This is a genomic window from Pseudomonas sp. GD03858 (assembly GCF_029840925.1).
Taxonomy (GTDB): domain Bacteria; phylum Pseudomonadota; class Gammaproteobacteria; order Pseudomonadales; family Pseudomonadaceae; genus Aquipseudomonas.
Map to the genome: position 1 here is coordinate 35,684 of NZ_JAOCDM010000012.1, position 21,368 is coordinate 57,051.

18 protein-coding genes are annotated in these 21,368 nt (G+C 64.3%); all 18 read right to left on the bottom strand.

Annotated features, from left to right (window positions below):
* Positions 1 to 86 precede the first annotated feature (86 nt).
* Positions 87 to 1,106, bottom strand: a complete 1,020-nt coding sequence (fliG, locus tag N5D48_RS05665) for a flagellar motor switch protein FliG (RefSeq protein ID WP_279882059.1) — start codon at positions 1,104 to 1,106, stop codon at positions 87 to 89.
* A complete protein-coding gene (gene fliF / locus N5D48_RS05670) occupies positions 1,099 to 2,877 on the bottom strand; it encodes a flagellar basal-body MS-ring/collar protein FliF (RefSeq protein WP_279882061.1) in 1,779 nt (592 codons plus the stop codon). Before fliF ends, fliG begins: the two co-directional genes overlap by 8 nt.
* Positions 2,878 to 2,893: 16 nt before the next feature.
* Positions 2,894 to 3,226: a flagellar hook-basal body complex protein FliE gene (gene fliE, locus N5D48_RS05675; protein WP_279882063.1), complete on the bottom strand. Its 333-nt coding sequence runs from the start codon at positions 3,224 to 3,226 to the stop codon at positions 2,894 to 2,896.
* A gap of 106 nt (positions 3,227 to 3,332) precedes the next feature.
* Entirely contained in the window at positions 3,333 to 4,709 is a 1,377-nt protein-coding gene (locus N5D48_RS05680) for a sigma-54 dependent transcriptional regulator (protein ID WP_279882065.1), read from the bottom strand.
* Positions 4,706 to 5,923: an ATP-binding protein gene (locus N5D48_RS05685; protein WP_279882067.1), complete on the bottom strand. Its 1,218-nt coding sequence runs from the start codon at positions 5,921 to 5,923 to the stop codon at positions 4,706 to 4,708. Before N5D48_RS05685 ends, N5D48_RS05680 begins: the two co-directional genes overlap by 4 nt.
* A 555-nt stretch (positions 5,924 to 6,478) precedes the next feature.
* On the bottom strand, positions 6,479 to 7,954 hold the full coding sequence (gene fleQ / locus N5D48_RS05690; protein ID WP_279882070.1) for a transcriptional regulator FleQ: 1,476 nt from the start codon (positions 7,952 to 7,954) through the stop codon (positions 6,479 to 6,481).
* Between the two features lie 166 nt (positions 7,955 to 8,120).
* A complete protein-coding gene (locus tag N5D48_RS05695) occupies positions 8,121 to 8,417 on the bottom strand; it encodes a flagellar protein FliT (RefSeq protein ID WP_279882072.1) in 297 nt (98 codons plus the stop codon).
* A gap of 18 nt (positions 8,418 to 8,435) precedes the next feature.
* The gene (gene fliS / locus N5D48_RS05700) at positions 8,436 to 8,837 is read right to left on the bottom strand and encodes a flagellar export chaperone FliS (RefSeq protein WP_279882075.1); all 402 of its coding nucleotides are present in this window, start codon (positions 8,835 to 8,837) and stop codon (positions 8,436 to 8,438) included.
* Between the two features lie 128 nt (positions 8,838 to 8,965).
* Positions 8,966 to 10,354 (bottom strand): flagellar filament capping protein FliD, encoded by a 1,389-nt coding sequence (gene fliD, locus N5D48_RS05705; RefSeq protein ID WP_279882078.1) that lies wholly within the window; start codon positions 10,352 to 10,354, stop codon positions 8,966 to 8,968.
* A gap of 83 nt (positions 10,355 to 10,437) precedes the next feature.
* A complete protein-coding gene (locus N5D48_RS05710) occupies positions 10,438 to 10,788 on the bottom strand; it encodes a flagellar protein FlaG (protein WP_279882080.1) in 351 nt (116 codons plus the stop codon).
* A 75-nt stretch (positions 10,789 to 10,863) separates the two neighbouring features.
* Positions 10,864 to 12,279: a flagellin gene (locus N5D48_RS05715; protein WP_279882083.1), complete on the bottom strand. Its 1,416-nt coding sequence runs from the start codon at positions 12,277 to 12,279 to the stop codon at positions 10,864 to 10,866.
* 354 nt (positions 12,280 to 12,633) lie between these two features.
* Positions 12,634 to 13,563, bottom strand: coding sequence for a ketoacyl-ACP synthase III (locus N5D48_RS05720; RefSeq protein WP_279882086.1), 930 nt, complete (start codon positions 13,561 to 13,563; stop codon positions 12,634 to 12,636).
* Between the two features lie 283 nt (positions 13,564 to 13,846).
* Positions 13,847 to 15,409 (bottom strand): flagellar hook-associated protein 3, encoded by a 1,563-nt coding sequence (locus tag N5D48_RS05725; RefSeq protein ID WP_279882089.1) that lies wholly within the window; start codon positions 15,407 to 15,409, stop codon positions 13,847 to 13,849.
* 12 nt (positions 15,410 to 15,421) lie between these two features.
* Positions 15,422 to 17,464, bottom strand: coding sequence for a flagellar hook-associated protein FlgK (flgK, locus tag N5D48_RS05730; protein WP_279882091.1), 2,043 nt, complete (start codon positions 17,462 to 17,464; stop codon positions 15,422 to 15,424).
* Between the two features lie 10 nt (positions 17,465 to 17,474).
* A complete protein-coding gene (gene flgJ / locus N5D48_RS05735) occupies positions 17,475 to 18,656 on the bottom strand; it encodes a flagellar assembly peptidoglycan hydrolase FlgJ (RefSeq protein WP_279882093.1) in 1,182 nt (393 codons plus the stop codon).
* A gap of 11 nt (positions 18,657 to 18,667) precedes the next feature.
* A complete protein-coding gene (locus N5D48_RS05740) occupies positions 18,668 to 19,783 on the bottom strand; it encodes a flagellar basal body P-ring protein FlgI (protein ID WP_279882095.1) in 1,116 nt (371 codons plus the stop codon).
* Positions 19,784 to 19,789: 6 nt separating this feature from the next.
* The gene (gene flgH, locus N5D48_RS05745) at positions 19,790 to 20,485 is read right to left on the bottom strand and encodes a flagellar basal body L-ring protein FlgH (RefSeq protein WP_279882097.1); all 696 of its coding nucleotides are present in this window, start codon (positions 20,483 to 20,485) and stop codon (positions 19,790 to 19,792) included.
* Positions 20,486 to 20,564: 79 nt separating this feature from the next.
* Positions 20,565 to 21,350 (bottom strand): flagellar basal-body rod protein FlgG, encoded by a 786-nt coding sequence (gene flgG, locus N5D48_RS05750; RefSeq protein ID WP_279882098.1) that lies wholly within the window; start codon positions 21,348 to 21,350, stop codon positions 20,565 to 20,567.
* Between the last annotated feature and the right edge of the window lie 18 nt (positions 21,351 to 21,368).

A 21,368-nucleotide genomic window follows, 5' to 3' on the forward strand; every position in this document is an offset into this window, starting at 1 on the left:
TGCAAGCTTCAAGCTTCAAGCCGCAAGAAAAGGCGGTCCTCGCTCGGTCCGCTGTTTCTTGTCGCTTGCCGCTTGCCGCTTGCCGCTTAAATCATTTCCTCGGCACCCTTGCCACCGAGCACGATCTCGCCGGCCTCGGCCATGCGTCGGGCAATGGTGAGGATTTCCTTCTGCGCCGTCTCCACGTCGCTGACCCGTACCGGCCCCTTGGCCTCCAGGTCGTCGCGCAGCAGTTCGGAGGCACGCTTGGACATGTTCTTGAAGATCTTGTCCTTGACCTTCTCGTCGGCGCCCTTGAGCGACACCACCAGCACGTCGGAGGACACCTCGCGCAGCAGCGCCTGGATGCCACGGTCGTCGACGTCGGCCAGGTTGTTGAAGACGAACATCAAGTCTTCGATCTGCTCGGACAGGTCGCTGTCGATCTCGCGGATCGCATCCATCAGCGCGCCTTCCACCGAGCTGTCGAGGAAGTTCATGATGTCGGCGGCACGCTTGATGCCGCCCAGCGTGGTGCGCGCGGCGTTGGAGTTGCCCGAGAACTGCTTCTCGAGGATCTGGTTGAGCTCCTTGAGCGCCGCGGGCTGCACGGTATTGAGCGACGAGACGCGCAGGACGATGTCCAGGCGCACCTTGTGGTCGAAGTTGCTCAGCACCTCGCCGGCCTGGTCGGGGTCGAGGTAGGCGACCACGATGGCCTGGATCTGTGGGTGCTCGTAGCGGATGACATCGGCCACGGCGCGCGGCTCCATCCACTTGAGGCTGTCCAGGCCGCTGGTGTTGCCACCGAGCAGGATGCGGTCGATCAGGCCGTTGGCCTTGTCCTCGCCGAGGGCCTGGTTGAGCATCTTGCGAATGTAGCCGTCGGAGCCGACGCCCAGGCTGGTCTGGTCGCCGACGATCTCGACGAACTCGCTCATCACCTGCTCGACCTGCTCGCGATGCACGTTGCCCATCTGCGCCATGGCCACGCCGACCCGCTGCACTTCCTTGGGCCCCATGTGACGCAGGACCTGCGCGGCATCGGTCTCGCCGAGCGAGAGCAGGAGGATCGCCGCCTTGTCGACGCGGCTCAGCTTGGCGGTAAGGGCTCGATTGTCACTCATCGGCGTTGATCCACTCTTTCACGACCTGGGCCACGCGGCCCGGGTCTTCGGCCACCAGGCCCTTGATTGCGTTGAGCTGCGCCTCGTAACCCTCGCTGGGGCTTGGCAGCAGAATGCTTGTCGGGCCACCCAGGCTGACGCGGTCGTTGGCCAGTTCGCCATCCAGACCGATCATGCCGCCCAGCTCCATGTCGCTGTCCGTGGCAGCCTGCTTGCCGCCACCGGTGATGTTGTTGAGCACCGGACGCAGCACACCGAACACCAGCACCAGGATGAACAGTACGCCCAGCACTTGCTTGACGATGTCCCAGAACCACGGCTGCGAGTAGAACGGAATGTCGGCCAGCTCGTCGCCCCGGTCGGCGGCGAACGGCACGTTGATCACGGTGACACTGTCGCCACGGCTGGCATCGAAGCCCACCGCGTCCTGGACCAGACGGGTAAAGCGCGCCAGATCCTCGGCGCCCCAGGGGGCACGGGTCGCCTCGCCGGTGGCGGCGTCGAGCTTGACCTGGTCATCCACCACCACGGCGACCGACAGGCGAGTCAGGCGCCCCTGCTGTTGGCGGGTATGACTGATGGAGCGGTCCAGCTCGAAGTTCTTGGTGCTCTGCTGACGCTTGTCGCTCGGATACGGCGCCAGCATCGGCTGGCCTGTGGCCGGGTCCATGATCTGCTGGCCGTTGGCATCGAGCAGCGGCTGGCCTGGCTGGATGGCGCCAGCCGGCGTGGCGGCGGCACGGGCGTTTTCAGGCGCGGCGGCACCGGCCGGCGGCTGGTTGCTCAGCGCGCCGGGAACACCCTGCGGGCCGCTGCTGCTGGCACGCTGTTCATTGACCGACTGCTCGCTGCGCAGCGCCGGCTGGTCGGGGTTGAACTGCTCGGAGGTGGACTCCACGGCGCTGAAGTCGACGTCGGCCGACACCTCGGCTTTGTAGCGGTCGTTGCCCAGCACCGGCTGCAGGATATTGTGCACGCGCTGGGTGAGCATGCCTTCCATGCGACGGCTGTAGTCGAACTGCTTGCCCGCCATGGTCAGGGCGGTGTCCTGCAGTTGATCGGACAGCAGGTTGCCCTTCTGGTCGACCACGGTCACCTGGGACTTGTCCAGCTCCGGGACGCTGGTGGCCACCAGGTTGACGATGGCCATGACCTGGCCGGCTTCCAGGCTGCGGCCCGGGTACAGTTCGACCAGCACCGAGGCGCTGGGCTTGCGCTCGTCGCGCACGAACACCGAGCTTTTCGGGATCGCCAGGTGCACGCGGGCGGCCTTGACGTTGTTCAGGCTCGACACGGTGCGCGCCAGTTCGCCTTCCAGGCCGCGGCGGTAGCGGGTGGCTTCCATGAACTGGCTGGTGCCCAGGCCCTGGTCCTTGTCCAGCAGTTCGAAACCGACGTTGCCATCGCTCGGCGCCACGCCGGCGGCCGCCAGCTTCAGGCGCGCGCGGGAGAGGTCGTCGGCCTTGACCAGCAGGGCGCCGGAGTTCGGCTCCACGCGATAGGGAATATCGGCCGCGGTCAGCGCGTCCACCACTTGCTTGGTGTCCATGCCTGCCAGGCTGCCGTACAACGGCCGGTAGTCGGGTTGCTGCGACCAGAGCACCACGGCGAAGCCGATGGCCACGCTGGCGGCCAGACCGACCAGCAGGCCGACCTGACGCAGCATGGGCATCTGCGAAATGTTTTCCAGGAACGCCATGCCGAACAGCGGCGGCTTGGCGGCTGGCGGGCCACTCTTGGCGGGGGCGTTATCGACGACTGCTTCGGCCATGACTCAACTCTCGCCCTTAAACCGGCATCTGCATGATGTCCTGGTACGCCTGTACCAGCTTGTTGCGCACCTGGGTCAGGGCCTGGAACGACACCGAGGCTTTCTGCGAGGCGATCATCACATCGGTCAGGTCGACGCCGCTCTTGCCGATCTCGAAGGCGTTGGCCAGCTGACTGGACGCCTGCTGCGTCTCGTGCACCTTGCCGATGGCCTGGCCGAGCATGTCGGCGAAGCTGCTCTGCCCTGGCGCCAGCTCGGGCGCGGCAGCCAGCTTGGGCTGGGACATGGCCTCGGCCTGCATGGCCCGCATGTCCAGCATCAGACGATTGAATTCAACACCTTGGGTCATGGACTTCTCTCTCCGGCGGCCGCATTTTTTTGACACTCATGCGGCGGATAGGCTGGAGCTAGCAAGAGAAGTGCCAGCCAGCCCGACAAACATTCACAAGGATGTGTCAGCCAAACAGGCTGGCCTCGACATCGAGCCCGGCGTCGCGCATCTGCGCAAGCTTGTAGCGCAGGGTACGCGGGCTGATGCCAAGGCGTTCGGCGGCTTCCTTGCGCCGCCCACGCTCGGCGCGCAGGGTGTCGATGATCATCTGGAACTCGTGGCGACGCATGTCATCGCCCAGGCCTCCGGCTTCAGCGACCGCGCTCAACACTGATGGCTCGGTGATGGCCACGCTCGGCGCCGACAAGGGAATGGCGCCCGCCAGACAGAAATCCGCCGCTTCGATCACGCCGCCCTGCTGCAGGATCAGCGCCCGCTGCAGGGCATTGTCCAGCTCGCGCACGTTGCCGGGCCAGGCATGGGCCAGCAGGCAGGCGCGCGCATCGGCGGACAGCCGGACCTGCGCATGGCGCATCTTCGCCACATGGCGCGCCAGCAGGCGCTCGGCAAGCGGCAGGATATCGGCGGGACGCTCGCGCAAGGCACGCCACGCCATGGGGAACACCGAAAGACGGTAGTACAGGTCTTCGCGGAAACGCCCCGCGGCCACCTCGGCCGCGAGGTCGCGGTTGGTGGTGGCGAGCACGCGGATATCCAGGGCGACCGGCTTGCGCCCACCGACACGCTCCACTTCGCGCTCCTGCAACACACGCAGCAGCTTGGCCTGAAGACCCAGCGGCATTTCGGAAATCTCATCCAGCAGCAAGGTACCGCCGTCCGCCTGCTCGAACTTGCCCGCCTGGGCGGCGATGGCGCCGGTGAAGGCGCCCTTTTCGTGGCCGAACAGCGTTGCCTCGAGCATGTTGTCGGGGATCGCCGCGCAGTTGATCGCGACGAACGCCTGCTCGGCCCGCGGCGATTGTTGGTGGATATAGCGCGCCAGCACTTCCTTGCCAGTTCCCGACTCTCCGGAGATGAGCACGGTGGAGTCGCTGCGCGCGACCCGTGCCGCCAGCTCGAGCAGCTGCCGGCTGGCCGGCTCGCAGGCCACCGGCCCCTCATCCTCGGCCAGCGCGCCGCTGCCGGCGCCATGACGCGCCACCAGGCTGAGCAGGGCCTTGGGCTCGAACGGCTTGACCAGGTAATCGACGGCTCCCTGGCGCATGGCGTCCACCGCCCGCTCGACCGCCGCGTGCGCGGTCATCAGCAGCACAGGCAACTGGGGATGCTGGCGACGCAACTGACCAAGCAGTTGATGACCATCCATGCCCGGCATGTTCACGTCACTGACCACCAGGCCGAATGCCTCCTCGGTCACCGCGTGCAGCGCCTCCTCGGCGCTGGCGACGGCACGGTGGGCGAAGCCGCCGATCTCCAGGGTATCGGCCAGCGCCTGGCGCAGCACGCGGTCATCCTCGACCAACAGCACCTTGACGCTCATCGCTCGCCCTCCCCCGCACCGCCGATCAGCGGCAGCACCACCGTCACGCAGGTACCACGCCCGACCTTCGAACGCACGCGCAACGTGCCCCGGTGCGCGCGCACCACCGCCTGCACCACGGCCAGTCCCAGGCCCGTGCCCGTGGCCTTGGTGGTGAGGAAAGGTTCACCCAGGCGCGCCAGCAACTGCGCGTCGATGCCGCTGCCAGCGTCGCTGACACACAGATGCAAGGCATCCCCACGGCGCAGCAGGTGAACTTTCAGACGCGCCGACTCGCCACTGGCCTGCAAGGCGTTCTCGACAAGGTTGAGCAATGCCCCCACCAGGGTGTCGCGGTTGCACAGCAGCTCACCCAGGTGCGTGTCGCACTGCCAGCGCACCGCGTGCCCCTGGACGTGCGCCTGGGCCGCCTGCTGCAACGCCTGGAACAACGCCTTGGGGGTGATCCGGTCATTGAGCGGCAACTCGCCACGGGCGAACACCAGCATGTCGCGAACCTGGTGCTCCAGCTCGTGCAGTCGCTCCTTGAGGTTGCCAGCGAAGCGCTGCCGGGTTTGCTCGGGCAATGCCTGCGTGGAATCGGCCAGGTGGCTGGCATAGAGCATGGCGGCCGACAGCGGTGTACGGATCTGGTGGGCCAGCGAGGCGACCATGCGCCCCAGCGAAGACAGCCGCTCGTGCCGCGCCAACTGGTCCTGCAGGCGCCGGGTTTCGGTCAGGTCGTTGAGCAGCACCAACTGGCCAGGTTCCGCGTCCAGAGAGCAGGTGGCGATCGACAGGCGCCGCCCGTCGCGCAGGGAGACCTCATGGCCGTCGTCCTCGCGTGGCGCGAAGCTGCGGGCGATCACCTGACGCCAGAGCAGCCCGACCAGCGGCTCGCCGAGCAGCTGGCAGGCCGCCGGGTTGGCCTCGCGCACATAGCCCTCGACATCGATCACGATCACCCCGCCTGGCAGCAAGTCCAGCAGGTTCTGCAGGCGGTTGGCCAGGCGCTCCTTCTCGTCCAGTTCGGCCATGCGCTGGGCACTGACCACCGCCAGCTCGCCCTTGAGCTCGCTGACGCGGGCCTCGAGCATGTTGTAGGACTGGCTGAGCTGGGAGGAAACCTGATCGAACAGGGCGAACGCCTGCTCAAGACCCTGCCGGCTTTCCTGCTCGAGCGGGACGTGCGCGCGCGGATCGGGGGCATGGGAACTGTGGGCGGCCTGGGGCATCGTGCTCTCTCGCATGGCTGACCGTCATAAAAACGGTATGTTGCCAGCGGTGTAGCAATAGCCGTGCCGGAGATGGGGGTTTAAAGCCATGCCCTTCTCAAGGACCTTGGGGCAAGGGCTCTTGATCGGGCAGGGCCTCGAGGTGTCCGCCGACAGTATTTTTGCGCCTATCAGATCGAGCGCCGCCCGCGCGGCGCATCGCGACGCAAGGCCGCTCCTACATTTGTTTCGGGCCAATGAGTCCTGTGAAAGTACCGCTGCCCGCCTTGGCGCACGCCTTGAGTCATGTGGGGCGGCAGCAACGCCCACGCTGGAATTGTGTCGAGCCAACAAGGCGGACCAGGTAATGGCACAGGAGAGACTGGCTCGAAACAAATGTAGGAGCGGCCTTGCGTCGCGATGCGCCGCGCGGGCGGCGCTCGATCTCATAGGCGCTGCAACTCTAACGGCGAACACCTTGAAAGGAACGGGCCTTACAACGTCATCGCCGGCAGGCCCGACCACAGCATGTATCTGCGGTACGGACCTGCCGGCGCTGTGAAGTTGCCCAGGCAGTCAGTCGTCAGCCTGCTCGTCGCCGCCCTGGCGACTCATGCCGTACTTGCGCATCTTCTCCACCAAGGTGGTGCGGCGGATGCGCAGGCGCTCGGCGGCACGGGCGACGATGCCATTGGCATCGTCCAGCGCCTGCTGGATCAAGCCCTGCTCCAGGCTACCGAGGTAGTCCTTCAGGTCCAGGCCTTCCGGCGGCAGCATGGCGTGGCTGGCGAAGTTCGGCGCATGCCCGTTGATCGCCACGCGCTCCTCGAGATCGGAGCGCAGGCTGTCGACCAGCTGCTCGTCCTCATCGTCCACGTAGCGGAACTTCTTCGGCAGCTCCGCCACGCCGATCACCCCGTACGGATGCATGATCGCCATGCGCTCCACCAGGTTGGCCAGCTCACGGACGTTGCCCGGCCAGCCATGCCGGCACAGCGACATGATCGACGCCGAATTGAAGCGGATCGAACCGCGCTTCTCGTGCTCCATGCGCGAGATCAGCTCGTTCATCAGCAGCGGGATGTCCTCGACGCGCTCGCGCAGCGGGGCCATCTCGATGGGGAAGACATTGAGCCGATAGTAGAGATCTTCGCGGAAGGTGCCTTCCTCGATCATGCTCTCCAGGTTCTTGTGCGTCGCGGCGATGATGCGCACATCGATGCTCTGGGTCTTGTTGCTGCCGACCCGCTCGAAGGTGCGCTCCTGCAGCACGCGCAGCAGCTTGACCTGCATCGGCAACGGCATGTCGCCGATCTCGTCGAGGAACAGGGTGCCGCCGTTGGCCAGTTCGAAACGCCCGGCACGGCTGGTGATCGCGCCGGTGAACGCGCCCTTCTCGTGACCGAACAGCTCGCTCTCGAGCAGCTCCGCCGGGATGGCGCCACAGTTGACCGGCACGAACGGCGCCTCGCGACGCTTGGAGTGGTAGTGCAGGTTGCGCGCCACCACTTCCTTGCCGGTGCCCGACTCACCCAGGATCAGCACGCTGGCGTCGGTATCGGCCACCTGCTGCATCATCTGCCGCACATGCTGGATGGCACGGCTGGTGCCCACCAGGCTGCGGAACAGGTTGGGCTCGCGCTGGCGACCGCGCTCGCGGGCCTGGTCATACATCTCGCGGTAGACCTGGGCACGGTGCAGCGAATCGAGCAGCTGGCTGTAGCTCGGTGGCATCTCGAGGTTGGAGAGCACACGGCGACGCAGGTCCTCGGGGAACTCCGCGGAAGAAATTTCACCCAGAAGCAGCACCGGAAGGAACTCGTCCCACCCAGCCACTGTCTTAAGCAGCCCCAGCACGCTGGCCGGAGCATTCACAGCCCCGATCAGGACGCACAGCACTTCACGGCTGGAAGGCAAACCTTCGACCACCTGCTGCCAGTCCTGGCTGGAGCAAGAAAGGTTTTCTTCGCCGAGAAAATTCAGGACCACCGCCAGATCGCGGCGGCGTTCGCTGTCGTCATCGATCAGGAGAATCTTGGTTTCACGCCACATGCAATAGCAACTTCCCTAGTCATATCGGCGCCCGGAGGGCGTGCACGACATCATTCCGACTGAATGGTCAGTGTTCGGACGTCTGAATTTCGAAAACAGCCACTAGTTAAGTCAAAAAGGCCTGCACAGTCAAATTTATGGCGCCTTTTGCTCAGTGCGGTGCATCTTAACTGAACAAATGGTAAACCTTCGAAGCATTCTTTGCTTGATTGATCTGGGTCATCTCATCGGCAATTGCCTGGCGCTCGCCGGTGGTCACGCTGACCAGTTCGCCGTACAGCGCCAGCAAGCCTTCCAGACGCTCGCGAACCAGCGCTTCGTCCAGCGTTGGGGCATTGACCATGGCATCGATGCAGCCACGGCAGGTTTCGTCGAGCCGGCCGATGGCTTCCCAGTCGCGCGCGCCCAGCGCCTCGAGCAGCGCGTCGCGGGTTTCGTCGAATCGTTGCAGCTCGCTGTTCACCTTGCTCTCCTTGCCGGCTCAGCCGGGCTGCTGCGCTTCGGCGATCGCGTCCCAGCCGCTCTTGACGGTGATCAGCAACTGGGCGACCTCGTCGATGATCGCCGGGTCGTTGTCGATGTTGGCCTGCATCAGACGGTTGGTCATGTAGGCGTAGAGACTCGACAGCTGCTCGATGTAGGCCGGGTCTGCGCTCTTCTGCGCATCGAGACCGTCGTTCAGGCCGATGATGATATCGATGGCCTTGCCCAGCATCAGGCCTTTCTCGGCGATGTCGCCACGGGCCAGCGCACCTTTGGCCTGGGCCATGCGATCGAGCCCACCCTCCATCAGCATCTGCACCAGACGATGGGGCGTTGCTTCGGAAATCTGGGCATGGGAATTGACCTTCTGGTACTGACGAAGGGCTCTCATGGGATTCATCTTGCGACCTCGTGACGGGCAAAAACGGAAGGTTCGATAGTCCCTGTATCGGGCCGGAGGCGAAAAACTTTACCGGTCGATGACATGAAGCCGGGCATGATGCCCGGACTTCACGCGGCGTTCACGGATTATTTGTCGCTCTTGGCGTTGTTCAGCGCGTTGAGCGTGCCCAGCACGTTGTTCTGCTGCTGGCGCAGCTGGGTGACCAGGGTGTCCATGCTGTTGTACTTGTCCTGCAGGCTGATGCGCAGGGCTTCCATGCGGGTATCCAGGGTGTCCTGCTCGGTCTTGAGCTTGGTCAGGCTCTCGGAGAGGGCCTTGGAGCGTTCGGCGAGGGTGCCGGTGGAAGCCTTGGCATACGGCTCGGTCGCAGTCTGCAGACGCGCCAGCAGGCCATCCTTGCCGTTGAAGATACTGGTCAGGTCAGCTGCGTTGGTAGCGGCTGCCTTGTCCCACTTCTTGTCGTCCAGGGTCAACAGGCCACCGTCCTGGGAAGTGCTGACGCCGAATGCGGCGAGCGACTTCAACGTGCCATTGCCGGACAGCGCGTTCATCTCTTCGCGGATCGAGGACATCAAGGCACGCATCGAGGCATCACCGGTGAGCGCCGCCGGCGTCATGGAGCCATCGGCGTTCTTGGTCACTCGGGTTTCGGCGTTGACGACCTTCATCAGCGCGTTGTAGGTATCGATGAACCCCTTCAGGCCCGACTTCAGCGCGGTGGTGCTGGTGGTCAGCGACAGCGTGGTCTTGACGAGGTCGTTGCTGTCCTTTTCCTTGGCGGAAACCCCGACCAGCTTGATGTTCAAGCCACTGACCGCATCACTGATGTCGTTGCTCTTGGACTCCATGGAGATGCCATCGAGCGTGTACTTGGCATTCTGAGGCTTCTCCACGACGGTGTAGCCAGTATCAATGCCGGAGTTACCCGACAAGGTGATATCGGACCCCACGCCCATCTTGTTGGATGTGATCACCAGACGCGAACCCGAGGCGTCGGTCAGAACGTTGGCGCTCAGCCCCGCGGTCCCGAACTGGCTGTTGATGGCCTCACGCACCTGCTGCAACGTGGCCCCCGGGGGAATGCTCACGTCATGGGCCTTGCCATTCTGGGTGATGGTCAGCTTGGTCGCGGAAGTACCGGCATTGACCACGCTATTCGCCCCACCGGCGTATACCTTGGTGGAGACCTTGGACGCCGACGCCAGCTGCTCCACCTGCAGGGCGAACGAACCATTGGCTGCCCCGGCCCCGGCGGTGATGGTCGCAACCTTCTCGTCCGAGGATTTCAGGGCCAGACCGCCGAAGCTGTTGTCGTTGGTCATGCTGGTCAAGGCGCCACGGAAGGCATCCAGCGCCGCCTGGATCTTGCCGATAGAGGACAACGTGGTGGTTGCCTTCAGTGTCTGGGTATTGATCTGTGCCTGCTTCGGCGCCTTCTGCGCGTCCACCAGGGACTTCACAATCGCCTGGGTATCGATGCCCGATCCGATACCGCTGACTGTTGTACCTGCCATCATTGCTCTCCTTGTTCAGTAGCCGCCGGGTCCTTGACGAATACGGTCATCAAATGCCCGACAGCAACAAAAATCATGCCAGCCTAGGCCTTGCCGTCGAACAGCAGACTGCCGGCTTCGCTGAGGCTTTGCGCAAGCTTCAACGCGGTTTCCGACGGGATCTGGCGGATCACGTCACCGGACTCGGTGGCGATCACCTTGACCACGACCTGGCCGGTGGAATCATCGATGGAGAAATCCAGCTTGCGCTGGCTCGACTGGACGAAATCGCGGATCTCGCCAACCGCCTTCTCCAGGTCCTCGCGCGTGTGCGCCTGATCGTCAGGGGCCGCGGCTTCCTGCACCTTGGCAGGCACGACCGGATCCTTGGCGACCGATACCGCCTGCGGCGCCATCGAGGGGTATACCTGGTTCAGCTTGACACTCATGTCCATGCTTGGAACTCCTCATGTCAAAAAGGTGAAAGGGCACGTAAACGCGCCCTTCCACCTTTCACTCAGGCGCCTGAATTACTGGAGCAGCTTCAGGACCGAGGATGGCAGCTGGTTGGCCTGCGACAGGATCGCGGTCGAAGCCTGCTGCAGGGTCTGCTGCTTGGTCAGCTCTGCGGTTTCCGAGGCGAAGTCCACGTCCTGCACGGTGGAACGGGCAGCGGTGGAGTTCTTCTGGATGTTCTGCAGGTTGTCGACGGTGGTGGTCAGACGGTTCTGGGTAGCACCCAGGCCCGAACGGACGCTGTCGATGGAACCGATAGCCTTGTCGATAACGGCCAGGGCGTCTTGAGCCTTGGTGGCGTCGGTGACGTCGGTGTTGGCGATAGTGGTCTTGGCCGAGGTGGCGGCAGCGGTAGCGGAGAACAGACCGGTGATACCGGCACCGTTCAGCGCGTAGCCCTTGGCGGAGTCGAGATTAACAGAGCCAGTGGCGATCAGATCGTCAGCCAGGGCTTGGGCTGTGCCGTAGGTGCCCGAGCCATTTTTGGTCGCAATAGTGACACCGGCGCCGTTGGCGGTGTTGTCGAACGAGAGGTTTTCACCGCTGTCGGACTTCACCGACAAGGTGCCTTTGCTCTGGTCGTAGTTGACGCTGATGCCCAGTTTGGCAGCGTTGGATTTCAGCTGATCAGCCAGGTTAGCAGTGTCGGTAACGCCAACAAACTTGACAGTTTGACCACCAACAGTCATGTCAAAGTCAACAGGAGCGCCGGCAGCGGCACCAAGAACCTTGAACTCAGCCTCGGTGCTGGCAGTGGCGGTCAGGCCACCGATGACGCCGTTCATGTTCTTGGCGATGGTTTTGGCCGAGTCAGCCAGAGCCACGTTCACAGTAGCGGTTTGGCCGTTACCGGTGACAGTGAAGCTGCCAGCAGCAACACCGGTACCTGGAGTGATGCTTTGGCTTTTGATCTGTTGCGAACCAATGTTGTTGGCAGCAACGTTTTCCAGGCTCAGGTTGATGGTTTCGTTGGCGTTGGCGCCGACCTGGATGGCCTTGGTGCCGTAGGAGCCGTCCAGCAGCTTCTGGCCACCGAAGGTGGTGGTAGCGGAGATACGGTTCAGTTCGGCGGTCAGAGCCTGGTATTCGTCGTTGTTCGACTTACGGTCGTCGGGGCTCAGGGAGCCAGTAGCCGAGGACAGGGCCAGGGTACGCATTTTTTGCAGGATGTCGGTCGAAGCCTGCATCGCGCCTTCGGCGGTCTGGGCGATCGAGATACCGTCGTTAGCGTTCTTGACAGCCTGGCCCAGGCCGTTGATCTGGCTGGTCAGACGGTTGGCGATCTGCAGGCCGGCAGCGTCGTCTTTGGCGCTGTTGATGCGCAGGCCGGAGGACAGGCGCTGCATGGAAGTAGCCTGGGCGTTGCTGGCCTTGTTCAGGTTGACCTGAGTAGTAACCGAAGCAATGTTGGTGTTTACAGTTAAAGCCATGACGAAATCCTCGTTGGATGGGTGCTGCGGCTTCCGGCCCTGGCATCCGCCGGGTATGGCCTAGAGAACCTTCGTAATGGTTATCGTCGTTTGCGTGGGTTGCTTGAGGGCATTTTCGAAAAAAAAATGCCATCACCCCGCCACCCCCACGAAATCAGGGGGTTATCGATGCGAGGGCGGCCCACCCCTCCTCCCGGATCTTGAATGCGACAGGGCACCCGTGGGAGCGGACTTGCCCGCGAACGCCGCTCCATGCACGACAACGCGGCCCAAAGGGCTGAGCGATCTGCAAATCCCAGGCATAAAAAAACGCCTGGCGGGCTGCGCCAGGCGTTCTTTCGATCAGGCTCGGACTCAGTCGCGATACAGGATCGCCGAGCCCCACGACAGTCCCACGCCGAAGCCGCTGATGGCCACGCGCTTCCAGCTGCTGTCGAACATGTGCTTCTGCAGCAGCAGCGGCACGCTGGAGGAGACGGTGTTGCCGGTCTCGAGCATGTCCTTGACGAACTTCTCCGGGTGCTGCTCCTCGAAGCGGCGAGCCACGGCGTCGACGATGGCCGCACTGCCCTGGTGGATGCAGAAGGCGTCGATATCCGACGACTGCAGGCCACTGGCGTCGAGCAGCTCGTGCAGGTGCGCCGGCACCTTGACCAGGGCGAAGTTGAACACCTGGCGACCGTTCATGAAGAAGGTGCCATCGCTGACCTTCAGGTGCTCGGCGCCCGAGCCGTCGGTGCCGAAACGCGCCTCGCCCAGCTGCCACACCGCATCCTCGCCCATCCAGGTGGCCGTGGCGGCGTCGCCGAACAGCATGGTGGTGTTGCGGTCTTCCGGGTCGACGATCTTCGAGTACGGATCGGCGGTGATCAGCAGGCCATTCTTCAACCCCGCCGCCTGCATGAAGCCCTTGATCGCGTACAGGCCATACACATAGCCGGAGCAGCCCAGGGAGACGTCGAAGGCCGCCACGCGCGTGGACAGCCCCAGCTTGTTCTGGACGATGGCCGCGGTGTGCGGCAGGCCCTCTTCGTCACCGTTCTGGGTGACCACGATCAGCACGTCGATCGATTGCGGATCGAGCCCAGGGTTGCTGGCGAACAACGCCCGCGCCGCCTCGACGCACAGGTCGGAAGTCTCTTGCTCCTCGGCCTTGCGCGGCAGGAAGGAGGCGCCGATCTTGCCGAACATGAACTCTTCGTCCTTGCCGAACTTCGCACCCTGGACATAGTTGTCCAGGCCAGCGGTGGGCACGTAACTCGCGATGCTTTTGATGCCAATCATTCTGGCTTCCCAATGAAAACAGCCAAAGACCGCCGCTCGATGAATTGAGGGCGCCACCTACCGGGTCAAGGCCACTGCGACCCTGGACAGGCCGACATCAGGCCCGTCACGTCCACACCGGTAACAAAATGCTGCAACAGCTGCCGCATAGAATACAGGGAAGATGCGCGTTTTGACCCATTGGTCACACTCATTTATCGCGAAAGCCGTCGCAGGCACGCGCAGCGGACATGAAAAACCCCCGGTAGCGCAGTGCTGACCGGGGCTTTTCAGACGCAGGGGATCAGAGCTTGTTGAACAGGCTCAGCTGCGAAATGCGCGAGAACGCCAGTTGCGAGGCCTCGAGCATGGCCTGCTGCAGAGTCAGCATGATCGAGGCGTCGGCCATGTCGGTGTTGCCGATGGCGTCCTGGGTGATCTTGTTGGCCGTGGTCAGGCTGGTATTTTCCTGGCGCTGAATGTCGAGCGAATTGCCCCGCGCACCGATCGAGCCACGGGTGATGTCCACCTGCTCGCGCGCGCTGCTCAGGTTGGCGATGGCCGAGGCGACCGCGTTCTTGATCGCCAGGTTGTTGCCTTCGGTGCCGGGCGGCGCATCCAGGGCGGCACGCAGCTGGCCGAGCGTCTCCAGCACGTTCTGGTTCTGGTGGTTGTTGGCGGCCACCGAGAACTGGTCACCGGCCTGCGGCGCACCCGATACCTGGTAGGTGACGCCCGCCACGGTCAGGGCCGGCGCGGTGAAGGTGCCACTGGCCACCGGCTTGCTGTCGGCGGTCAACGGCTGGGCATAGAACTCGTAGGTGTTGGCACCGGTGAACTTGATCACCGCGCCATTGCTCGGGAAGGTGCTGCGGTAGGCCGCCTCGTTGGTCACGGCGCTGCCGGTGACCTGGGCACTGGACGGGTTGCCGGCGCCACGGGTGGTGGTCAGCGTGTCCGGACGCGACTGCACGGTGAATGCATGCCCCGCCACGGCGGCGTCCGGGTCATCGCCTTCCTTCAGCGAAACGTTGACCTCGAACTCGACCCCGCGCAGCGCGATACGGTTGCCGCCTTCGGTCTTGCTGTCGAACTTGCCGTTGGTGGCGGTTTCGGCGGTGATGTCGTTGCCGCTGGCATCGGTCACGGTGAACTGGGTGGCGCTGGTGAAGGTGATCTTGTACGGCTGGCCGGCCGTGAAGCTGTTGCTGTAGGTGTTGCTCGACGTCAGCAGGCCCGGCGACAGCGCGACGCGACCATCGTCGACCGGCGGCGCGACCAGGGTGGATTCGGTGCGGCTCTTGTTCTTGGCCGAATCGAAAATGCTGAAGCCGGTGTCGTTGGTCGCCAGGTGCAGGGTGTCGGACACCTGCAGGCTCAGCTGGGTCTGGTCGCCGTGATAGCTGTAGGTGCCGTCGGCGTTGCGCACATAGGGTGGCGACGAAGTCTTGGTGCCGCCGAACATGTAGTCGCCATTGGCATCGCGCGAGTTGAGCAGGCCGAAGATGTTGGCCTCGATCTCCTTGAGTTCGGCGCTGATGGAGGTGCGGTCGGCATCGGTGACACCGGCGCTGCCGGCGCGAATCGCCAGCTCGCTGGCGCGCTGCATGGCCTCGTTGATGGTCGACAGCACGCTCTCTTCCTGCAGCAGCGAGTTGTTCACCGTGGTCATGTTGCTGTCGTACTGCTTGAGCAGGCCCTGCTGCTGTTGCAGCAGCAGCAGGCGCGCGGCACCGACCGGATCGTCGGCGGCGGTCTGGATGCGCACGCCGCTGTCGATCTGGGTCTTGGTCTTCATCAGATCGGCGAAGTTCTTGGTGTAGCTGCTGGCGCTCGACTCATAGAACTGAGCGGTGGAAATACGCACGATGGCTACTCCTTACAAAGCGTTGATCAGGATGCTGAAGGTTTCTTGCGCCGCCTTGATGATCTGCGACGACGCGGTGTAGTAGTGCTGGAACTTGATCAGGTTGGCCGCCTCATCGTCCAGGTTGACACCGGAAACCCCGTTGCGGCTTTCCTTGGCCGAGTCGAGCACGGCCTTGGTCGCCACGGTGTCGATCTTGGCCTGGTTGGCCTTGGCGCCGACGCGCTCGACCAGCGAGGCATAGGCGGAGGTGAAACTGGAACCACCACCGGAGTTCACGCCGACCGTGGACTTGGTCTGCAACCCGAGCAGCGCCTGGGCGTTGCGGTTGTCGGACTTGCCGTCGACGTTGAAGGCGAAGGTGAAGCTGTCGTTGAGCGCCGGACTGCCACCGACGGTGGTCTCCACGCTGAAGGTGCGCGGATTGCCGCTGCCATCGAGGATCGGCGCGCCACTGGCGTCACGCATCGGCACGTTGATCGACAGCTTGTTTTCCTGGCCGGGCACGATGCTGCCGGTGCCGATGGAGTTGCCCTTGGCGTCGTACAGGGTATAGCCCTGGGTACCGCCGCTGGCGGCCTGGAACACCACGCGCACCGGCATCGAATGCTTCATCGAGTCCTGGATCAGCGCGGTGTCGGCGCCGCCGTAGATATCCAGCTTGGCGCCCAGGTTCGGTGGGGTGATGGTGCCGGTCCCGGTATTGCCACTGCCGACCGTGCCATTGATCGGCCCGGCGAAGGCCAGCTTGTTGGCATCGGTGAGCACGGTATTGATGGAGCCGGCCGCCGCACGGGTCGGGCTCACCTTGAAGCTGTCGCCCGCCGCCAGGCCGCCGCCATTGAGCTTGAGGGTGAAACCATCGATCACCGGTGGCGGCGTGGTGGTCAGGTCGAAGTTGCCCATGTCGGTGCCATCGGAACGGCGCACGCTGTACTGGTTGGGGCCGGTGAACTTGACTTCGTAGTCGTAGGTGGTGAGCGCGCCGCTGTTGGCGATGGTCACGTCCAGGTTGCCGGAACCGGCGCTGTTGGCCGAGGACGCCAGGCTGCGCTGGCTGATCGCCGCGGCGCTGTTGATGCTGGAGAACAGCGCGCTGCCGAACTGGCCATTGGCGTCGAGCCCCTGCCCCAGCTGGCTGTTGATGCTGTCGGCCACCACCAGGGCGACACGCCCCAGCTCGTTCATCGACGGGTTGAGCACATCATTGCGGTAGCGCAGCAGGCCACCGATCTGCCCGCCAGTGATCACCGAGGTGACGTCCGAGGAGAAGTCCTGGTAGTTGATCTGCAGGCTGTACTGGCTCTTGTCGGCGGTGCTCGGCACGGCGCTGAGGGTGTTGGCGCGGTTGCCGGTGACCAGCGACTGGCCGTTGCCCAGGTACACATCGTAGTTGCCGTCGCGCTCCTGCACGGTGACGCCGACCAGCTCGTTGAGCTGGCGCACCGCTTCGCTGCGCGCGTCCAGCAGGTTGTTCGGCGAGGCGCCGGACGCCGACAGCTGGGTGATCTGTTTGTTGAGGTCGGCAATGCTCGAGGTCAGCTTGTTGACCTGGCCCGACAACGTGTCGAGCTGGCTGTTGATGCCATCGTTCTGCTTGCTCATCTGGGCGGAGATGGCATTGAAACGGTTGCTCAGGGTCTGCGCCTGGGTCAGCAGCAGCTGCCGCGACGCCACATCGCTGGGCTTGGCCGAAGCGGTCTGCAGGGCCGAAAAGAATGCGGTCAGCACCGAGCTGATGCCGGTGTCGCTTTCGGCCAGCAGCTTGTCGATACCGGTGATCTGATCCTGGAACGCCGCCGCGTCGGTATTGAGCGAGGTCGCCGTCTGCAGTTGGTTGTCCAGATAAGCGTTGTAGATGCGTCGCACGTCCGACAGCGTGGTCCCCGTGCCGACGAAGCCAGCGCCGATCTGGTGCGACGGCCCGGTGGTCTGGATGGTCTGCTGGCGCGAGTAACCGGAGACCGCCGCGTTGGCGATGTTGTTACCGGTAATGGACAGCGCCGTCTGGCTGGCATTCAGGCCGGACAGCCCGATCGAGATCAGGTTAGACATGCTTCAATCCTTATAGATTCGTGGTAGTGCCGGCCATGGCGTATTCCTGGGCGGGCTGCAGCTGTCGGGCAATGCTGATGATCTTGCGGGCATAGTCCGGGTCGGTGGCGTAGCCAGCCTTCTGCAGCTCGCGTGCAAACTGTTCCGGGTTATCGGCGGCACCGACCGCATCTTTATAGCGACCGTTGTTCTGCAACAGGCTGACCAGATCGTGGAAGCTGTCCTGGTACGAATCGTAGGAACGGAACGCCGCCGTTTCCTTGACGAACTGACCATCGCGAAACTCGCTGGTGATCGCCCGCGCCTCGCCACCCTGCCAGCTGCCGCTGGCCTTGATGCCGAACAGGTTGTGGCTGCTGCTGCCGTCGGCGTTGCGCATGACCGACTTGCCCCAGCCGGTTTCCAGAGCGGCCTGGGCCACCAGGTAGCGTGGATCGATACCGATGCGCTTGGCCGCCTGCTCGGCCATCGGCAGCATGGTGGCAACGAAGGCGTCACTGTCGCTGAACGCCTTGTTCGGCGCCAACGGCGGCTGGGCCACGGCCCGACCGAGGATGCGCATGCCCTCGCGCGGCGCGGCGAAGGTCTGCGCCGGCTGCCAGTCGCCCCGGGCCACGCCGGCGAGCGATGGAGCGTTGCGATTGGCGGTGGCGCCATCGCCGCCAGCGGCGGACGGCACGATGCCTGCCAGCAGACGATCGGTCAGCTTGCCCGGCAGGGCCAGGCGCCGGGAATTGAGCGCCGCGACATCGTTGCGTGCGACACCGGCCTGCTCGGCATGCACCGGGGCGTCGACGCGATTGCCCCACAACACCGGCGCCGCCCCGTCGGTACGCGGGAACGGGCTGTTATTGACGCTGTGCCTGGTCTTGCTCAACTGACGCACCAGCACGTCCTGCAGACCGATGCCGCCGCCCTGGCGGGACATGCTCACCGCCAGCTGCTGGTCGTACATGTCGCGGTACTGCTTGACCGTGTCGCTGTTCATCGGGCTGTCTTCGTCGGCCATCACGTCGGTGGCCTTGCGCGACGCCTTGAGCATTTCGCTGACGAACAGCGACTCGAATTCCTGGGCCACCTTGCGGATGTTGCCCTCGCTGTCGCGGTCGCCATGCTTGAGCGAACTCAGGCGATTGAGGTCGGTGTAGGAGCCGCTGTCGGCAACTCCGGAAACCAGGCTTTTCGGGTTCATCCGCGACGTCCTCAGATCACGATCAGGTCGGCCTGCAACGCGCCGGCCTGCTTCAGGGCTTCGAGGATCGCCATCAAGTCGCCCGGCGCCGCGCCGACCTGGTTCACCGCGCGGACGATCTCATCCAGCGTGGTGCCCGGACCGAACTTGAACATCGGCTTGGCCTCCTGCTCGGCATTGATCCGAGAGCGCGGCACCACCGCGGTCTGGCCATTGGAGAACGGCCCCGGCTGGCTGACGATCGGGTCTTCGGTGATGGTCACGGTCAGGCTGCCGTGGGTGACCGCCGCCGGCGAGACCTTGACGTTCTGGCCGATGACGATGGTGCCGGTGCGCGAGTTGATGATGACCTTGGCCACGGCCTGGCCCGGATCGATCTCGAGGTTCTCCAGGATCGACAGGTAGTCCACGCGCTGGCTCGGATCCATCGGCGCGGTGACCCGCACCGAGCCACCGTCGAGGGCCTGGGCCACGCCCGGACCGAGCAGCTCGTTGACCTTGTCGACGATGCGCTTGGCGGTGGTGAAGTCCGGGCGATTGAGGTTGAGGGTCAGGCTGTTGCCCTGGTTGAACCCGCTCGGCACCGCGCGCTCCACTGTCGCGCCGCCTGGAATGCGGCCGGCCGACGGGACGTTGACGGTGATCTTCGAGCCATCGCGGCCTTCGGCGTCGAAGCCACCGACCACCAGGTTGCCCTGGGCGATGGCGTAGACGTTGCCGTCGATACCCTTGAGCGGCGTCATCAGCAGGCTGCCGCCGCGCAGGCTCTTGGAGTTGCCGATCGACGACACGGTGATATCCACCACCTGGCCGGGCTTGGCGAACGCCGGCAGGTCGGCGTGCACCGACACTGCCGCGACGTTCTTCAGCTGCACGTTGCCGGAGCCTGCCGGCACCTTGATGCCGAACTGCGACAGCATGTTGTTGAAGGTCTGCAGGGTGAACGGCGTCTGGGTGGTCTGGTCACCGGTACCGTTCAGGCCCACCACCAGGCCGTAGCCGATCAGCTGGTTGGTGCGCACGCCAGAAATGCTGGCGATGTCCTTCAAGCGCTCGGCGTGGGCGGCGAACGCACAGGTCAGGAGAAGTGTCGCGGCAATCAACCGCCTAGCGTTGAACATGGTCATCCGTACTCAGAAGGGCCAGAGCGGGCTGATGAAGAAGCGGTCGAGCCAACCGGGCTGACTGGCGTCGGCGAACGAGCCGGTGCCCGAATAGGTGATGCGCGCGTCGGCCACGCGGGTGGACGGCACGGTGTTGTCGGTGGCGATATCGTCGGCGCGCACCAGGCCGGCGATGCGCACCAGCTCTTCGCCGGTGTTCAGGGTCATCCACTTCTCGCCGCGCACGGCGATGATGCCGTTGGGCAGCACTTCGGCCACGGTGACGGTGATCGAACCGGTCAGGGTGTTGCCCTGGGTGGCCTTGCTGTCGCCCTTGGTGCTGCGGTCGCCGCTATAGCCGGCCTCGAGGGTGAGATCGCCACTGCCCAGCGGGTTGTTGGTGTTCGGCACGGTGCCGAATAGCGAGGTCAGGCCGATGTCCGCCTTGCTGTTCTTCTGGATCTGCGAGCCGGCGTTCTTGCTCGCCGAGGTACGCTCGTTGAGGGTGATGGTGATGATGTCACCGACCCGGAACGCCTTGCGGTCGGTATACAGGCCCTGCTCGAAACCGGCCTGGTAGATCGAGCCGTTGTTGGCCGCCGCCGGCAACGGGGTGCGCGGCAGGACCGGCGCATAGTACGGGTCGTTGGGCTTGGGCGTCGGCGCGACGCAACCGGCCAGCGACACCGCCCCCCCAAGGGCGAAAACGGACAACAGACGCTTCATGACACTTACCTCACGGTGAAACAGACGCTGCAACAGCGAGCGATGGGTCAGCGGCCCGCGCTCGACGGGCCGTCGGGGCTTACAGCTGCTGGGTGACGAACGACAGCATTTTGTCGGCGGCGGAGATGACCTTGGAGTTCATCTCGTAGGCGCGCTGGGTGGTGATCATGTTCACCAGCTCTTCGACGGTGCTGACGTTGGAAGCTTCCAGGGTCTGCTGTTCGGTGGTGCCGAAACCGTTCAGGCCCGGGGTGCCGACCTGCGGCGCGCCGCTGGCGGCGGTCTCGAGGAACAGGTTGCCGCCGATGGCCTGCAGACCGGCCGGGTTGATGAAGTCGGCGGTCTGGATATTGCCGATGACCTGCGCAGCCGGGTTGCCCACGGTGGTGATCGACACGGTGCCGTCCTTGCCGACGGTGAAGGTCTGCGCGTCCGGCGGCACGACGATGGCCGGCTCCAGCGAGAAACCGTTGGCGGTGACGATCTGGCCATCGGAGTTCAGGTGGAAGGTGCCGTCACGGGTGTACGACACGGTGCCATCGGGTTGCAGGATCTGGAAGAAGCCACGACCGTTGACCGCCATGTCCAGCGGGTTCTCGGTGGTCTGCAGGCTGCCGGCGATGAAGCTCTTCTGGGTGCCGACGATGCGCACGCCGGTACCGACCTGCAGACCCGAAGGCAGCTCGCTGTCCTGGGTCGACTGCGCGCCAGGCTGACGCTTGATCTGGTACAGCAGGTCCTGGAACTCGGCGCGATCACGCTTGAAGCCGGTGGTCGAGACGTTGGCCAGGTTGTTGGAGATGACCGCGAGGTTGGTGTCCTGGGCGGACAGGCCGGTTTTAGCGACCCAAAGAGCCGGAAGCATTTAGTGTTCTCCTCGTGC

Coding starts and splice junctions, on each gene's coding strand:
- N5D48_RS05685 (WP_279882067.1), bottom strand. CDS start 5,923: ATGCCCCAGGCCGCCCACAGTTCCCATGCCCCCGATCCGCGCGCGCAC.
- flgH (WP_279882097.1), bottom strand. CDS start 20,485: ATGAAGCGTCTGTTGTCCGTTTTCGCCCTTGGGGGGGCGGTGTCGCTG.
- N5D48_RS05680 (WP_279882065.1), bottom strand. CDS start 4,709: ATGAGCGTCAAGGTGCTGTTGGTCGAGGATGACCGCGTGCTGCGCCAG.
- N5D48_RS05715 (WP_279882083.1), bottom strand. CDS start 12,279: ATGGCTTTAACTGTAAACACCAACATTGCTTCGGTTACTACTCAGGTC.
- N5D48_RS05740 (WP_279882095.1), bottom strand. CDS start 19,783: ATGACCATGTTCAACGCTAGGCGGTTGATTGCCGCGACACTTCTCCTG.
- fliD (WP_279882078.1), bottom strand. CDS start 10,354: ATGGCAGGTACAACAGTCAGCGGTATCGGATCGGGCATCGATACCCAG.
- fliF (WP_279882061.1), bottom strand. CDS start 2,877: ATGGCCGAAGCAGTCGTCGATAACGCCCCCGCCAAGAGTGGCCCGCCA.
- flgK (WP_279882091.1), bottom strand. CDS start 17,464: ATGTCTAACCTGATCTCGATCGGGCTGTCCGGCCTGAATGCCAGCCAG.
- flgG (WP_279882098.1), bottom strand. CDS start 21,350: ATGCTTCCGGCTCTTTGGGTCGCTAAAACCGGCCTGTCCGCCCAGGAC.
- N5D48_RS05720 (WP_279882086.1), bottom strand. CDS start 13,563: ATGATTGGCATCAAAAGCATCGCGAGTTACGTGCCCACCGCTGGCCTG.
- fliS (WP_279882075.1), bottom strand. CDS start 8,837: ATGAATCCCATGAGAGCCCTTCGTCAGTACCAGAAGGTCAATTCCCAT.
- fliG (WP_279882059.1), bottom strand. CDS start 1,106: ATGAGTGACAATCGAGCCCTTACCGCCAAGCTGAGCCGCGTCGACAAG.
- fleQ (WP_279882070.1), bottom strand. CDS start 7,954: ATGTGGCGTGAAACCAAGATTCTCCTGATCGATGACGACAGCGAACGC.
- flgJ (WP_279882093.1), bottom strand. CDS start 18,656: ATGAACCCGAAAAGCCTGGTTTCCGGAGTTGCCGACAGCGGCTCCTAC.
- fliE (WP_279882063.1), bottom strand. CDS start 3,226: ATGACCCAAGGTGTTGAATTCAATCGTCTGATGCTGGACATGCGGGCC.
- N5D48_RS05710 (WP_279882080.1), bottom strand. CDS start 10,788: ATGGACATGAGTGTCAAGCTGAACCAGGTATACCCCTCGATGGCGCCG.